Below are 14,868 nucleotides of genomic sequence, written 5' to 3' on the forward strand. Positions count from 1 at the left end.
GCAGGGCGGGCAATACAATCATGCAGAGGAAAAAACGTCTGCAGAACAAGCCAACTGGCTGCAATGATGGGGGCAGGATTTTGCGTGGATATGGTGCGAGAGCCTTCCAGGAAGCAGGGAAGGCCGTTGGCGGGGCAACCTATTACACTATTGCAGTTGGGGAGAATTGGGGTATTGTAGCCTTGGCAATGGGGTTTGCCATCTGGGCCGCCCAGAGAACTGTGCTGACGGGTTTTCAGCGCTGATAACTCCTACCGGTTAAAGCTGTGATATCGGTAGGCAGTTTATGAAAAGCAGGGGCAGTCCAGGCTCAGCGCGATCGCCGGCAAGGCGGTTCCTCTCTTCTCTTGACTTCACGGTATTTCCGGAAAAGTCGGCTGTTTTGGCCGGGCCGCGGGCCTTTTGTTGCGATGTGTTTTGCGCCCAAACTTCATTAGATCGCCATGGATAACATCTGGTTCACCGCGGCTTTTTGGATGGGCCTTGCCCTGCTGGCCAGCCTCATTTCCATCCGGCTGGGCATTTCTGTGGCCTTGATTGAGATTCTCATGGGTGTATTGGTGGGCAACCTGCATCCGGCGGGGGAGGCCCCATTTTTGCATACCACAGAATGGACCAACTTCCTGGCCATGCTGGGCAGCGGCGTGCTGACTTTTCTGGCGGGCGCCGAGATTGATCCCAGTTCTCTGCGGGCCAACCTGCGGGCCAGCCTGAGCATTGGGGTGCTGTCATTTCTGCTGCCGTTTCTGGGGGTGTGGTTTTTCTGCCAGTATGTCATGCACTGGCCAACGCAGCAGGCCCAGATTGCCGGCATTGCTCTCTCCACCACTTCGGTGGCGGTGGTTTATGCCGTGATGATTGAAGGCGGGTTGAGCGGCACGGCGATGGGCAAAATGCTGCTGGCGGCGTGTTTTATCACCGACTTCGGCACGGTGCTGGCGCTGGGCATTCTCTTTGCTGATTTCAACCTCTGGCTGGTGGTTTTTGTCGGGGTGACGTCCGTCATGCTGTGGCTCATGCCGAAGTGGACGCAATATCTCATCAGCCGGTTGGGGGCCACCCGGGTGAGCGAGCCGGAGGTCAAGTTCATCTTTCTGGTTTTGTTTTTTCTGGGCGGGCTGGCGTCCTCGGCCAAAAGCGAGGCGGTATTGCCGGCCTACCTGCTGGGGCTGGTGGTGGCGGGGGTGTTTTTGCGGGACAAAACGCTGGTGCATCGCATGCGCAGCATTGCGTTTGCCATTTTCACGCCGTTTTACTTCATCAAGGCCGGTTTGTTTGTGTCCCTGCCCGCTTTGAAGGCGGCAGCGGGGTTGATCGTGGTGCTGCTGCTGATGAAAATGGCGACTAAAATCGTGGGGGTCTGGCCGCTTTCCCGGTATTTCTTCATGCGCCCGCGGGAGGCCAGTTACACCGCACTGTTGATGTCCACCGGCCTGACGTTCGGCACCATCTCGGCGCTTTTCGGACTGCAAAACAAGATCATCAATCAAGAACAGTATTCCGTGCTGGTGACGGTGGTGATTCTGAGCGCCTTTGTGCCCACGCTGATGGCGCAAAAGTGGTTTCAACCTTCGGTGAGGACCATGACGGCCTGGGGCCGGCTCTATCAGCGGCGCATGGGTGCACACGAGCGCACCACGCCAGCCGACGGCGGAAAGTGAGGGCCTATGTTCAAGAAAATACTCGTGGGTTACGATGGCTCAAAGGGCGGCCAGTTGGCCTTGCGGCGCGCGGCAGTGATGGCCAGGGAATACAATGCCCACCTGACGGTGTTGTGGGTGCAGGAACCGCTGCCCCGCTACACCGACCTGCCCGGGGAACCGGAGAGCGAAGCCGAAGCTGCGGATGACTACTTCGCGAGCCTGCAAAAAGAAGTGGCCGCCGTGGCGACGGAGCATGGCATCCACATTGAATGTGTCACGCGCCGGGGGCATCCGGCCAAGACGATCGTCAAATACGCCGCCGAGGGCCAGTATGACCTGATCGTGGTGGGGCACAGCGACCATTCCGAGCTGTGGGGGCGGTTGTTGGGGGACACGGCCGACCGCATCAGTGACCACGCTCATTGCAGTGTGCTGATCGTGAAGTCATGAGGACGATGCCGGCATTGGCCGAGGCCGTGCCCACGTTGCCTCCTTCGCGGGGCACGGCGGACAGTGAGCTGCTGGCCGCCCTGGCGCAACTGGCGCGGGAGTGGCAGCTTGAGGCGCTGCACCCGGCACTGGCGGCTTGCGAGGATTTGCTCTCCGCCCCGGCGGGGGTGGAGGTGGCGGTACTGGGGCGCTTCAAGGCGGGCAAAAGCTCCTTTTTGAATCATCTTCTGGGGCGGGCGGTGCTGCCCATCAGCGCGGTGCCGCTGACGGCGGTCATCACGCGGCTCGTTTATGGAGAGCGCGAGCTGGCCCGGGTGCGTTTCCAGGATGGCCGGGTGCTGGAGATTGCCGTGGCGGAAATTCGCCACTTTGTGGACGAGCAGGAGAATCCGCGCAATCAGAAGCGGGTTGCCGCGGTTGAGGTGGTGTTGCCGGAAATGCGGCCCTTTGCGCCTTTGAGTTTTGTGGACACCCCCGGTTTGGACAGTGCCTTGCAGCACAACACCACGGTCACGCTGGATTGGCTGCCGCGCGTGGGGGCCAGCCTGGTGGCCATCAGCGCCGATGCGCCGCTCTCCGAACGCGACATGGCCCTGTTGCGGGAATTGCGGCAGCATACGCCCCGCATGGCGCTTTTGATCACCAAAGCGGATTTGCTCAATGCACCCCAGCAGGCGCAGGTCTTGCGGTACGTTCACACACAGCTTCACCAGCAGGAATGGGCCGGGCTGCCGGTGTTTATGTATTCGGTGAAATCGGGCGGCGCAGAGTGGCGTGAGCCGCTGCTGCGTGAATTTCTCCTGCCGCTGGCGCAGGATGCGGAAGGGGCGCGGGGCCAGATAGCCCGGCATAAATTAGCCTCGTTGCGCCAGCAGATGCTGGGTTACTTGCGGGTGGCACTGGCGGCAGCCACGCAGGCCGAGACGGCGCGCGAGTGTTTGGCGGCCCGGCTGCTGGAGGAGCGCCAGCGGTTCGGGCTGTTGCGCGATGAGTTGTTTGTGCTGGCGCGCCAATGGAAGGCTCAGGCGCTGGAGCAGTCCCTGGGTCAGTTGCAGGCGGTGCAGCGGGATTTGCAGGAGCGGCTGGCGGGTGAGCTGGAGGAGCAGTTTGGGCGCAGGCGCTGCCGGTTGCCGGTGCTTCTGGACTTGTGGCGCGAAAAAGTGCAGGAGTATCTGGCCCGGGAGCTGGCCCAAATTTCGCAAACGCAACGGCCGTTGTTTTGCCAGCCCCTGCATCGAGTCCAGGAGCATCTGACGCGCACTGTGCGGGCATTTCATGACCGGCTGGCCGGCCATGTGCAAAGCGCCCTGGGATTAAGCCTGCCGCCCTGGGAATATCAACCTATACTCAAAGAACCTGACGCTCCCCCGCTGGATGTGAGTTATCCCTTTGATCCTGCCTTCAGCGCCGTGATCTATCTCCTGCCCGGTTTTCTCTGCCGTCGGCCATTGGAGCGCGTGCTGTTGCGCAAGGCGCGTTACGAGGTGGAAAAAAACCTGTCCCGGCTGGCGGCCGATTGGAGTGAACGGGTGGGCGCGGCTATTGAAGTCAGTTGCCGGGAGGCGGAGGCGGCCGCGTGGAATGAGTTGCTGGCGTTGTCGCAAATGGCCGCACAAACGGCTTCCGCCGTGCCCCGTTTGCGCGAGCAGATGAAGCGCCTGGAAGGTGGCAGGCCGGTCTGAAGCACATCATCCCCGGGGGCCAAACAGAATTACGGCGGTGCCGACCAGGCAAATCACGGCCCCCAGCACGTCCCATTGATCGGGTTTAAGGCCTTCCACCGCCCACAGCCACGCCAGGGAAGCCGCAATATAGACGCCCCCATAGGCGGCATACACCCTGCCGGCACCGGTTTGCGGGTGCAGGGTGAGCAGCCATGCAAACAAGGCCAGGGACAAAGCGCCCGGCACCAGCCACCACGCCGGCCGCTGCAGGCGCAGCCAGAGATACACGGCATAGCAGCCGAAGATTTCCGCTGCCGCCGTCACGGTAAATAAGAGGAACGCTTTCAGCACGGGCGCCGTTATAAAAGCCCGGCTTAAAGGAGGCGAGCAGATAAGCGAACGTGCTGAGACGGCAGGAAAGATCAGGGGTCTGTCTCCGCCAGCGTTTTCGGGTGCGGGAGGGCAGCCGGGTCTTTGAACAGGAACCAGCGCTGGGGGGGCACTCCCTCGAGGGCTTTACGGTAGCGCTCGTGCTCGCGTGGCTGGTTGGTGACATCACGCAGGAAGATATAGCGCACCTGGGCCGGATATTGGCGGGCCAGAAGGCCATAGACTTCCGGATCCCGTTCACCTGTATCTCCCACCAGGATGTACCGGCGGTGCGGCCAGCGCTCGAGGATGGTGCTGATGGTGTTGAGTTTGTAGTTTTGCGGGGTGCGAAGCAGTTGCAAAGCCGAGGTGTCCCCATAGACGCGGCGCAGCTCAAACACGCCCTCCGGGAATTGGTTGGCGCGCACGAAGTCCCGCAGAGGATCATACAGGGCCCACGAGCTGCCGCTGACGTAAAAGAAGACACAACCCAGATCAGTCTGCCATTGCCGGTACAACGCCGCCATGCCGGGCACGGGCACGAACGGCTTGCAGAAGGTGTTTTGCATGAGGGCATGCCGGTCCAGCACCTGCGAGTCCCGGATGGTATCATCAATGTCGCTGATGACCGTCCACCCTCGGGCGTTCACCAGATGGACCATACCGGTGAAACTGCGGCCGGCGGTGAAGTTGGTATCCACCATGACCGGCAGAACCACCGTCTCCTGGTTGCCCACCGGCCATCGAATCCAGGCGGTGGCCAGTCCTTCGCTGCTGGTGGGGCCGAGGTCGGCTTTCTGGCCGGCGAGCAGAAGGCGCACCTTTTTGCCGCGCTGGTGATCCACCAGGAAACCGCGCGCGCGTTCAGCCGCCAGCCGCCGCTGCTCAGGGGAATAGGCCTCCTCGGTAATGCCCAGGGTGCGCAGAAACAGTCCCACCATCAATTCGCGCGGCTCCGGCTCAAAGACGTGGACGGTCAGGGGGGCCTCCCAGAAAATGGCGCCTTCGGCATTGGTGGCCAAATGGGCGGCTGTGGGTTGCAGCCGCACCACTTCATCGGCCTTGAGGGGTGGGGGGAGGTCCGGCGAATCGCCTGCCCCCCACAGACTCAGCCCCAGGCCAAGCCAAAGGGCCAACCCCCACCCTGCGGTATTCGCCTTACTGGAAAAGGCGCTGGGCGAATTCATAAAAATGTTTGCGCCAGGCCTGCCATTCGTGTGCATCGCTGGTTTCAAACCAGACATGCCGGATGTTGGCGCGTTCGATGACCAGATGCGCCGTTTTCATTTCCTCATAGCCGGCGTCCGCCTGACCCATGCTCAGCCAGAGCAGCCGCAGGCGGTTGTTCAGGCGCGGCGCATCGGTGAAGATGCCGCCGTAGGATTCGGCCGGTTTGAAGTCGCGGAAGCCCCCGCTGAAGGCGCCAATCCAGGCAAAGGTGTCCAGATTGGACAACCCCACCTGCAGGGCCTGGCCGGCGCCCATGGACAAGCCGGCAATGGCCCGATGGCGCCGATCGGCGAGGGTGCGGTAATTGACATCAATGAGCGGGATAAGCTCGCGCAGCAACACCGCCCCGAAGGCCTCGGTGCCCCGGCTGCCGGGGGCATTGGTGGCGCCGGCGGGACGGGCGTAACCATTGTCCATCACCACGATCATGGGTTTGGCCTTTTGGGCGGCAATGAGGTTGTCCAGGATGAAATTGACGCGGCCCTGGACACTCCAGGCGCGCTCGCTTTCGCCGGCGCCATGTTGCAGGTAAAGCACGGGGAAGCGGCGGCTGGTCATGCGCTCATAGGCCGGCGGGGTATAGACAAAGGCGCGGCGCAGGAGGCCGGTAATTTTGCTGTGATAAAAGAACGCCCGCACCTCGCCGTGGGGCACGTCCCTCGCCTGGTAGAAATCCAGTTGCGGATCCGGCACCTCCAACCCGCTGGTGGGCTGGCCCCAGCCAAAGTACGTCTCGCTGTTGGGATCGTTGATGCGCAAGCCGTCCACCACCAGCTCATAATAATGAAAACCGGGGCGCACCGGTGGGGTGGTGACCTCCCAAACGCCGTTGGAGTCCTTTTTCATGGTGTACGGTTCCGGCCCCAGGCCATTGTCTTTGCCTTTGGGGGCGACCTGGACTTCCCTGGCCTGCGGTGCCTTGAGGCGAAAAACGATGCGCAAATCCGGCAAGATGCGCGGATAATCCCGGCCGGGCACATTGCTGGGGGCCGGCCGGCCGGGAGGCGCCTCGGCTGTCCCGGCGGAAATACTACCGGCCACCAAGCACAGGCTGGCGGCCAGTTGCAGAAGAAGGTAGCGGGTGCCAGATGGCTTCATGATTTGCGGGTTTTCTTGGGTTTGAGCGACAAGGGAGTCCCCAGGCCGGCAAAAAAGGTGAGGTAGGGTCCGCCGCGAGCCTCGCGCCAGATGAGCAGGGCCAGTTCGCGGGCGTGATAATCCCCCCACATCGAGCTTTCGCCGTTGGGCACTTTCTGGCCGGGGGCGATGTAATCCCAGCCGTTGGGCCGATGGTACACGGAATGCAAAAGCAGGCCTTGATGATTGGGCTGGGTGGACAGATAAGGCTCCTGGAACAACGTTTGCGCCACTGTCAGACCCGCCTGCCGGTAGCGATCGCCATTTTTGGGTTGGCCATGATGGCACAAGTAATTTCCCAACCGAATCAATCCCTGGGCGGCAATGGCGGCGGCGCTGCTGTCCACCGGCTCCCACGGATTATAAGGATCGGCGGCACGGTTCAGGTAATCGCCGAGCCGGTGGGCATGGGGGGCGCCGGTGTCCCACAAGGGAATGCCATCCGTGCAGGAGTTCTCAAGGTAGAAATCTGCGGTGTCCACCGCCGATTCCAGCCACAGGGAGACGATTTTCTCCCGGCCGCCGAGAGGCTTCAACGGCAGGTCCTCCACGGTGTCCAGGAATTCCAGTTCCTCTGCAAAACCCAGCAGCGCCCACGCGAGGCCCCGCGTCCAGGTGCTGAAGGGCGAATACCCTTGCTGGGAGTTGGGGCAGCGGAAGACGCCGTTGCGCGGATTGAAAATGCACTCATGCGCCACGCGCCCGCGCACATCGTAGGCATCGCGGCCGCGGCCATGATAGACGGAATAGCGGGCCGTGGCTTCGGCGTGGCGTACGAGCCGCTCCAACAAGGAGATCCGCGCCTCTTGTTCGCCCATGAGCAGGTGACCCAATTGATGCGCCACGGCCAGCGAGCGCAGCGAGCGGATGGTGTCCACGAAGAGCGAGTGCGGGCCGTTGAAGGAATGGATGAAGCCGCCGCCATCCGCAGTGCTCGTCCAGCGCGCCGCCTGCACGGCGCCGGACACCTTGAGGGCCAGCTCGGCAAAGTCCGCCTGCCAGGCATTGTGCGGGATGCGTCCCTCGGCCATCAGGCGGCGCAGGTTGCCGTAAGTGGAGAGGTTGTTGAAGCCGTGGTCGTGCACGCCGACATGCGAGAGGTGCGGCGCCATCACCTCCACAATTTGTTTCTGGGCCAGGCGCAGGAATTCCTCCTCCCCCGTGGCGTCAAACTGCAACAGGGCTGAGCCGTATTGAAATCCCTGCGTCCACTCCGTCCAGCCGCGCGTGGTATAGCGTCCCTGCACAGTGAACACGGGCGCGCCCCGGGCGGGATTCCACTCTTTTTCCAGGCCCAGGATTTTGGGCGCGGACAGCTCAAACAACCGCCGCACGGGTCCCATCAATTGTTGGGCGGTGAGTTGGGTTTGGATGCGCAGAGCCATAAGGCGCCCCGAGTGTGGCCCAACTTAAAGCCGCCGCAAGTGAAAACCGCCATCCACATTGAGGACCTCGCCGGTGCTGAAGGGAAACAGCCCCTGGGCGATGGCGGCCACCGCCTTGCCCACATCCTCGGGAGTTCCCCACCGGGCGATGGGGGTCAGGCCTTCGGCGATCAGTCGGTCATACTTCTCTTTGACCGGGCCGGTCATGTCCGTGGCGATGATGCCGGGCCGGATTTCAAACACCTGGATGCCGTGCCCGGCCAGGCGGGCGGCGAAGAGGGGCGTGAGCATGGCCAGCGCCGCTTTGGCCAGACAATAATCTCCGCGGTTCACGCTGGCCGTGTAGGCGCTGATGGAAGTGATGGTGACAATCTTGGGCCGCGGCTGACCGGGCGGCGTTTGGGCGGCCTGCTCAATCATCCAGCGCGCGGCCTGTTGCGTGAGAAAATAGGGGCCCTTAAGATTGATGCGCATGAGCCGGTCAAAACTTTCCTCGGTAGCCTCCAACAGGTCCGCCCGCACCTGGGGAGCCACGCCGGCATTGTTCACCAGCAAATCCAGCCGGCCAAAGACCTGGCGGGTGAAATCCAGCAGCCGGGTGCGATCGGAGGTTTCGGCAATGTCGGCCTGGCATGGTTCAGCGCGAATGGCCTTCCCGGCATCGCGGGCGGCGGCGAGGCAATCGGCCGCCGTGGCTTCTGCTGCGGCACGATTCCCGGCGTAGTTGATGACCAAGCTCCACCCCAACTTTGCCAGTTCCAGCGCAATGCCTCGCCCGATGCCGCGGGAGGCGCCGGTGATCAAGGCCACGGATTGCATGGGCGCATGTTAAAGAGGCCGTGGCCTGCTGGCAATGGACAAAGCAAAGGCTGACGCGTGTGACGCCCCAAGGGGCAGGGTGAGGGCCGTGGAAGGCACCCGACACGGCCAGGCGCTTTGCGGCTTACCCGGTCCTGCAGCCCGGCAAGCGGCCCGCAGTGGACATTTCCGCCAAAATCAGCGAAATTAAAGAGGGATGCTCACAAAATGTTGGAGCAGGGCTTGGTTGTGGCTCGCGCTATGGGCTGGAGGGTGGATGGTCCTCCCGGCCGGGGCCGCTCCCTATATAAGCGAGATTCTGCTGCGTCCCCCGGGTGGCGACACGCGCGTCCACCAGTACATCGAGCTACGCGGCAACCCCAATGAAGTCATGCCGCCGGGGACTTTTTTGCTGGCGGTGGAAGGGGATGCCAATGGCAATCCGGGCGTCATTCAAAACCTCTTTAATTTGTCCGGGCGTGCCTTTGGCCAGAACGGTTTCCTGGTACTTTTGCAACAGTCCAACCAGTTTCAGGTGGTCACGGGCGCCACGGTGTTGCAACAGAGCGGGCCGGCCGACGGCTTCGGGCACGGCAGCAGCAGCACGGTGGGACATCGGGGCGAGGACGGCCGCACGGATTTGGAGCTGCCCTCGGTTACTTTTTTTCTGATTACCGCCCCCAATCGCGCCCCCGCCTTGGGCGATGATTTGGATGCCAACAACGATGGACTGGTGGATGCGGGGTGGTTCAATGGCTGGCAGATTTGGGATTCCGTGGGCATCCTCGACAACACCGGGAGTGGCGACATTGCCTATGGGGCCATCAATTTCCGGCGCAACCCTGCGGCCATGGCCGTGATGGGGCTGGTGGTGCAAGTTCCTTTTACGCCGGACTACGTGGCTCGCACAGGCAACAACACCGGCTCAAGTGCCTTGGATTGGATGGCGGCCAACAACCTGCAAGGCACTCCCCTCTCGCTGGTGTTGGGGGATACCAGCCAGGTGACCTCTCCTTCCATGGCTGGCCGTCCCCTGAATCATCTTGGCGGCCCCAACTTTGGCGCTGCACCGCTGCCCGCCGTGCTCGTGCAACCGGAGGGACCATGGGAGTTGGAGGAGGGCAATGCCACGCCGTTTAATTTTACCGTGGGGCTGGCCACCACGCCGGCCGGCCCGGTGGTGCTCCGGCTCTCGGCGGCTCCGTGGGTGGAGTTGAGCGCGAACGGAGGGCAGTCTTTTCAGCCGGCGGTGACCCTAACCATGACCAACACGGTGCCGGCCTCATTGCTGGCGCGCGCGCCGGACAATGAGTGGGTCAGCGGCGCGGCTCATACCGGCAACCTTCAGCTCTCCATCATCCAGACGGGCGACACGCAGTCCTACCCCACCAACAAGCTTCTGCCTGCGCCGTTCATTCGGGTCAGCGACAATGATCGAGTCTGGTTGAACGAATTGAAAATCAATCCCCCCGGCGCGGATGCCGGGGCGGAGTACGTGGAAATTGCCGGGGCGCCGGCGCTCGCGCTGAGCAATGTCTGGTTGGTCATCCTCGCGGGACAGGTCAATGACAACCCCGGGCGGGTCGTGTGGGCGGTCAATTTAAGCGGGCAACGCTTGGGGGCCAACGGTTTTCTGTTTTTGGGGGCTACGAATCATCCTTACACCTTGCCTCCACAAACCGCCCAGCTATTACTGCCGGCCTTTTCCACCAACGGCGGCCTGTTGCCCAACACCACGGCCACTTTTCTGCTCCTGTCCACTTCAACCCCGATCATTGCGGGGGAGGACTGGGATCGGGGGGACAACGGCCTGCTCGAGGGCCAGCCTGCCGGAGCGCAGGTTTTAGACTCGGTTGCCGTCCTCAGCGGCAACACCAACGCGGTGGTGTATTCGCCTGCCGTCCTTCAACTGCCCGCCGGCACCCCGGATGCGGCCACGCGCTGGCCGGGCAACTCCGCCCCCTCGTCGGCATCGGCCTGGTTTTACGGGCAGCTTTATGGCGCGGTTCCCGAGTCTTTGCAGTACGATGTCTCGCGCGTCAGCCCCAACTTCCCTTATGGCGCTCTGCTGACGCCGGGGGCCGCCAATGCTGGCGCGTTGCAATTCCGGCCCGTCCGGCCGGTGTGCGGCACCATCGGTGATCCCACCAATCCCACGCTGGATTTTGCCGTCCTCCCCACCAACAGCCCGCTTCTGATCGCCACGGCCGTCAGTGACAACCCGCTGGTGGTTTCCAATGCCGCCCTGAGTTTGCAGCTCAAAGCCCCCGGGAGTTATTCGTTGCGCATCGAGCCGCATGGCGTGGGTTACGCCAACTTGACCCTTGAGGTGTGGGATGGCCAGCAACGGGCGCGGCTCACCGTGCCTTATGCCGCGTCAGCCTTTGAGCGGGAGGGCACGCGTTATCATTCCGGCGCGGCAGACGCCTCGACCGCCCTGGCCCTGGATGAGGATTGGATGCTGGTGGGGGACGATGAAAACCAGGTGTTGCGGCTTTACTCCCGGCGTTTTTCCGGGCCGCCCGTCTGGCAAACCAACATGACGCCCTTCTTGGGGCTTACAGATTTCGAGGGCGGCCAGCCGCGGGAGGTGGACATTGAGGCCTCGGTGCGCGCGGGCAACCGGATTTATTGGCTGGGGGCACATTCCCACGCCAACATCGCCGAGGGGCGCACCAATCGCTCGCGCCTTTTTGCCACCGATCTGGTGGGCAGCGGCACCAACATCTCGCTGGTGTATGTGGGGCGGTACGACTACCTGAAACTGGACTTGGTGCAGTGGGACGCCAGCAACGGCCACGGCAAAGGCCCGCATTATTACGGTCTGGCCGCCAGCACGGAGGAAGGCGTGGAGCCCAAATCTCCCGGAGGATTCAATCTGGAGGGGCTGGCGTGGGCGCCGGGCAGCACCAATGTGGTGTATGTGGGCTTTCGCGCGCCCCTTGTGCCGCCCACCAACCGCTGTTATGCGCTGGTGGTGCCGGTGCTGAATTTCCCCGAGTTGATCGGCAGCAATGTGCCGCCCGGCAGCGCCCGCTTTGGCCCGCCGATTGAGATGGATTTGTTTGGCCGCGGCATCCGCAGCCTGGAGGGGGATGAGCAGGGGTATTTGATCATTGCCGGCACACCCTTGAATTTCCGCGGCCCGTACCCGGACGATTTCAAACTCTACCTGTGGAGCGGCCAGCCGCAGGACCCGCCGCAGGAGTTGACCGCCAACCTGGCCGGCATGAATCCCGAGGGCATTGTGCAATTGCCGCCCCGCCCGTGGACGCCGGAAACGCAGGTGCAACTGGTCAGCGATAACGGCGTGATGGACTGGTACGGCGACGGCCAGCAGGCCAAGTTTCTGCCCATACGTGATTTCCGCAAATTCCGCAGCGACTGGGTGGCGCTTGGCCAAATCACCCGTCCGGCCCCGCTCCTGCGCTTCATCGCCGTGGAGGGCGAGCACGTGCGCCTGCGCTGGCGCGGACAGGCCGGCATCGCCTACCGCATCCAGGCCAGCACGGCTTTGAACGGAAGCCATTGGACGGATCTGACCGGTGACCTGATTGCCCCCTCCCCCTGGCAGGAGTGGGTCCACACGAACGCCGCCGGCGCGCAGCGCTTCTATCGCATTGTGGCGCCCTAATAAGCATCGCCCGCCCCCGCAAGAGCTGGCACCCGTGCTGAGCCGGGCGGAAGGAGGCTAATCACCCCGGTTTTTGAGAATCACAAACCGCCCGGAGCCGCCGCGCAAGAAGTTCACCACCACCCCTTTTCTGGAATCGGCGCTTTTCAGGGCCTCCCGGAAATCTTGCAAACTCCGCACCGGCTGGTGATCCACCTCGGTGATGACATCCCCTGGTTTGATCTCCTTTTCTGCGGCCGGGCTGTCCGCGGCCACGGCGGTTACCACCACGCCCGCTTTGGCCTGCACGGCAAATTTTCTGGCCAGCTCCGGGGTGAGGGGTTCCACGGTCAGCCCCAGCACTTTTTCCGCTTCGCGCGGTGTGGCGGCCGGCCGCCGGCCCGGCGCCGCCGCCACTTCGTTGGCTTCCGGCCAGGCCTCCGGGCGCACCTTGATTTTGAGGAAACGATCTTTGCGGTACACGTCGAGGGTCACCTCTCTGCCCACCGGTTTGGCGCGAATTTCGTTGCGCAACTGTTGGGAGGTGGTCACCGGCCGCCCGTCCACCGCCGTGATGATGTCCGCCGGCCTGAGCTCGGCTTTGGCGGCCGGCCCGCCGGGCACGATTTCCCGCACGATCACGCCCTCCTTGACCCCTTTCACCAGGTTGCGGTATTCGGGATCTTCCCGCAGCGAGGTGATGGCCACCCCCAGCCAACTGCGCGTGTATTTGCCGTGGGCAATAAGCTGCGCCGCCACCTCGCGTGCCAGGTTGGAGGGAATGGCAAAGCCGATGCCGGTGTTCAGACCGGCAATCATGGTGTTGATGCCGATGACCTCACCCTCCAGATTCACCAGCGGCCCGCCGCTGTTGCCGGGATTGATGTTGGCATCGGTCTGCAAGAAGTCCTGATCCATGGAGGGATCCGGCAGGATGCGCGAGCGTCCCTTGGCGCTGATGTGTCCCACGGTCACGGTGTATTCCAGGTCGAACGGCGCGCCGACCGCGATGGCAAATTCCCCCACCTTGGTGGCCGAGGAATCGCCCCACCGCGCCGCCTTGAGGCCGGTGGCCTCGATTTTCAACACCGCCAGATCCGATTGCGCATCGGCACCCCGCAACGTGGCGTCGAACTCCCGCCCGTCATGCAGCCGGGCGCGGATTTTCTCGGCATTTTCCACCACATGAAAATTGGTCAGCAGATACCCGTCCTCACGGATGATGAGACCCGAGCCCTGCCCGTTGAAACGCGGCTCGGCCGGCGCTTGCTGGCCCCGCCGCTCCTCCCAGCGCCGCCGCCACTCCCGCGGCAGCATGTCCAGAAAGGGATTGCCCTCGCTCCAGTCGTGGAAGGTGTTGCGCTGGGCCACCTTGATCACCACCACCGATTCGCTGACCTTGTCCGCCACCTCCGTGAAGGCCTGATTTAGTGCCCGGGCCACATCCATGGGACTGGGGGCGGGATTGCCCGCCGCCACGGCCATGCCTGCCAGCACCAGCCAAAGCCAGCCGGTGATAAAAAATAAACGTTTCATGTCATGTGTCTGCGCCGGCCCGGCGCCCGGGGGCACCCGCCCGCACTCCTCTTTGATTAGCCCAAAAACCAAAATGTTCAAACAGACAATATTTCCTCCAACAACAGCCTTTCCCGCAAGGAGAGGGCGGCAAACCATGGGCGGCTCGTATGCCAACAGAGGAGGCCCCTGAGGCAACTCGCGGTAAAAGCGAGGGTAAATAAGGAAATGAGTTGGTAGATCTAAGAGAAAGCGGGAAGAGTTTATTCTATACCTTGCCTTGATTCAAAAACCGGGGGGGATATAATTTGATACTGGGCGCGTGCCTGGGGCCGGGCGCTTTGCCTTGATTCAAAAACCGGGGGGGATATAATTCGCCTGCATGGTCAATGCTATGAAGCATAGCTTTGCCTTGATTCAAAAACCGGGGGGGATATAATGCTTGGTTCTCAATGGGCGACCTGATGAAGCTTTGCCTTGATTCAAAAACCGGGGGGGATATAATACATCTGGCGTGATGGGCAATGGGTGCTTGGCTTTGCCTTGATTCAAAAACCGGGGGGGATATAATCGATCGCTGACGTGAATCTCATCCACGCCGGCTTTGCCTTGATTCAAAAACCGGGGGGGATATAATAGATAACCGCGGCTGGCCTCATTGACCGCCGCTTTGCCTTGATTCAAAAACCGGGGGGGATATAATAGGCCCCAGCACGCGGCGTTGAAACTCCTGGCTTTGCCTTGATTCAAAAACCGGGGGGGATATAATCGCTCGAGACGCTCACGGTTGCAATGTGCGCTTTGCCTTGATTCAAAAACCGGGGGGGATATAATGAGCTCTCTTATGAATTCGATCGTACGTATGCTTTGCCTTGATTCAAAAACCGGGGGGGATATAATACCTCGTCGTCATACGAAACAATCGCCAGGGCTTTGCCTTGATTCAAAAACCGGGGGGGATATAATTACATCTGGCGCAATGGGCAATGGGTGTTGGCTTTGCCTTGATTCAAAAACCGGGGGGGATATAATGCTTCACGCAGGCGTTCGGTGTCGCGTATCGC

At 62.2% G+C, this 14,868-nt stretch carries 10 protein-coding genes and 1 CRISPR repeat array; of the genes, 4 read left to right on the top strand and 6 right to left on the bottom strand.

Annotation, left to right across the window (positions count from 1 at the left end):
* Positions 1–443 precede the first annotated feature (443 nt).
* From N3J91_10320 to N3J91_10330, 3 genes are read left to right on the top strand one after another with little or no spacing between them, the layout of a single operon-like run.
* Positions 444–1,661, top strand: a complete 1,218-nt coding sequence (locus N3J91_10320) for a cation:proton antiporter (GenBank protein ID MCX8156823.1) — start codon at positions 444–446, stop codon at positions 1,659–1,661.
* A gap of 6 nt (positions 1,662–1,667) precedes the next feature.
* Positions 1,668–2,093: a universal stress protein gene (locus N3J91_10325; GenBank protein ID MCX8156824.1), complete on the top strand. Its 426-nt coding sequence runs from the start codon at positions 1,668–1,670 to the stop codon at positions 2,091–2,093.
* On the top strand, positions 2,090–3,775 hold the full coding sequence (locus N3J91_10330) for a dynamin family protein (protein ID MCX8156825.1): 1,686 nt from the start codon (positions 2,090–2,092) through the stop codon (positions 3,773–3,775). The genes N3J91_10325 and N3J91_10330 overlap by 4 nt, the downstream gene beginning before the upstream one ends.
* 6 nt (positions 3,776–3,781) lie before the next feature.
* Here N3J91_10330 and N3J91_10335 read toward each other — a convergent pair whose 3' ends face one another.
* The 5 genes from N3J91_10335 to N3J91_10355 form a co-directional block, all read right to left on the bottom strand.
* On the bottom strand, positions 3,782–4,105 hold the full coding sequence (locus N3J91_10335) for a YnfA family protein (protein MCX8156826.1): 324 nt from the start codon (positions 4,103–4,105) through the stop codon (positions 3,782–3,784).
* 74 nt (positions 4,106–4,179) lie between these two features.
* A complete protein-coding gene (locus N3J91_10340) occupies positions 4,180–5,313 on the bottom strand; it encodes a DUF2183 domain-containing protein (GenBank protein ID MCX8156827.1) in 1,134 nt (377 codons plus the stop codon).
* Complete coding sequence (locus tag N3J91_10345; protein MCX8156828.1) at positions 5,285–6,454, bottom strand: alpha/beta hydrolase-fold protein; 1,170 nt, start codon at positions 6,452–6,454, stop codon at positions 5,285–5,287. Before N3J91_10345 ends, N3J91_10340 begins: the two co-directional genes overlap by 29 nt.
* The gene (locus N3J91_10350) at positions 6,451–7,878 is read right to left on the bottom strand and encodes a glycoside hydrolase family 88 protein (protein ID MCX8156829.1); all 1,428 of its coding nucleotides are present in this window, start codon (positions 7,876–7,878) and stop codon (positions 6,451–6,453) included. Before N3J91_10350 ends, N3J91_10345 begins: the two co-directional genes overlap by 4 nt.
* Positions 7,879–7,902: 24 nt before the next feature.
* Positions 7,903–8,697, bottom strand: coding sequence for a 3-ketoacyl-ACP reductase (locus N3J91_10355; GenBank protein MCX8156830.1), 795 nt, complete (start codon positions 8,695–8,697; stop codon positions 7,903–7,905).
* Positions 8,698–8,953: 256 nt separating this feature from the next.
* On the opposite strand from N3J91_10355, the gene N3J91_10360 reads away from it, so the two are divergent.
* The gene (locus N3J91_10360; protein MCX8156831.1) at positions 8,954–12,310 is read left to right on the top strand and encodes a hypothetical protein; all 3,357 of its coding nucleotides are present in this window, start codon (positions 8,954–8,956) and stop codon (positions 12,308–12,310) included.
* Positions 12,311–12,367: 57 nt separating this feature from the next.
* Here the strand turns inward: N3J91_10360 and N3J91_10365 are convergent, their stop codons facing one another.
* Positions 12,368–13,825: a PDZ domain-containing protein gene (locus N3J91_10365; protein MCX8156832.1), complete on the bottom strand. Its 1,458-nt coding sequence runs from the start codon at positions 13,823–13,825 to the stop codon at positions 12,368–12,370.
* Positions 13,826–14,076: 251 nt separating this feature from the next.
* A CRISPR array of direct repeats spans positions 14,077–14,836; the repeat unit is 36 nt; unit sequence GCTTTGCCTTGATTCAAAAACCGGGGGGGATATAAT.
* Positions 14,837–14,868 lie beyond the last annotated feature (32 nt).

It is taken from the genome of Verrucomicrobiia bacterium, from assembly GCA_026414565.1.
Lineage (GTDB): Bacteria > Verrucomicrobiota > Verrucomicrobiia > Limisphaerales > Fontisphaeraceae > Fontisphaera.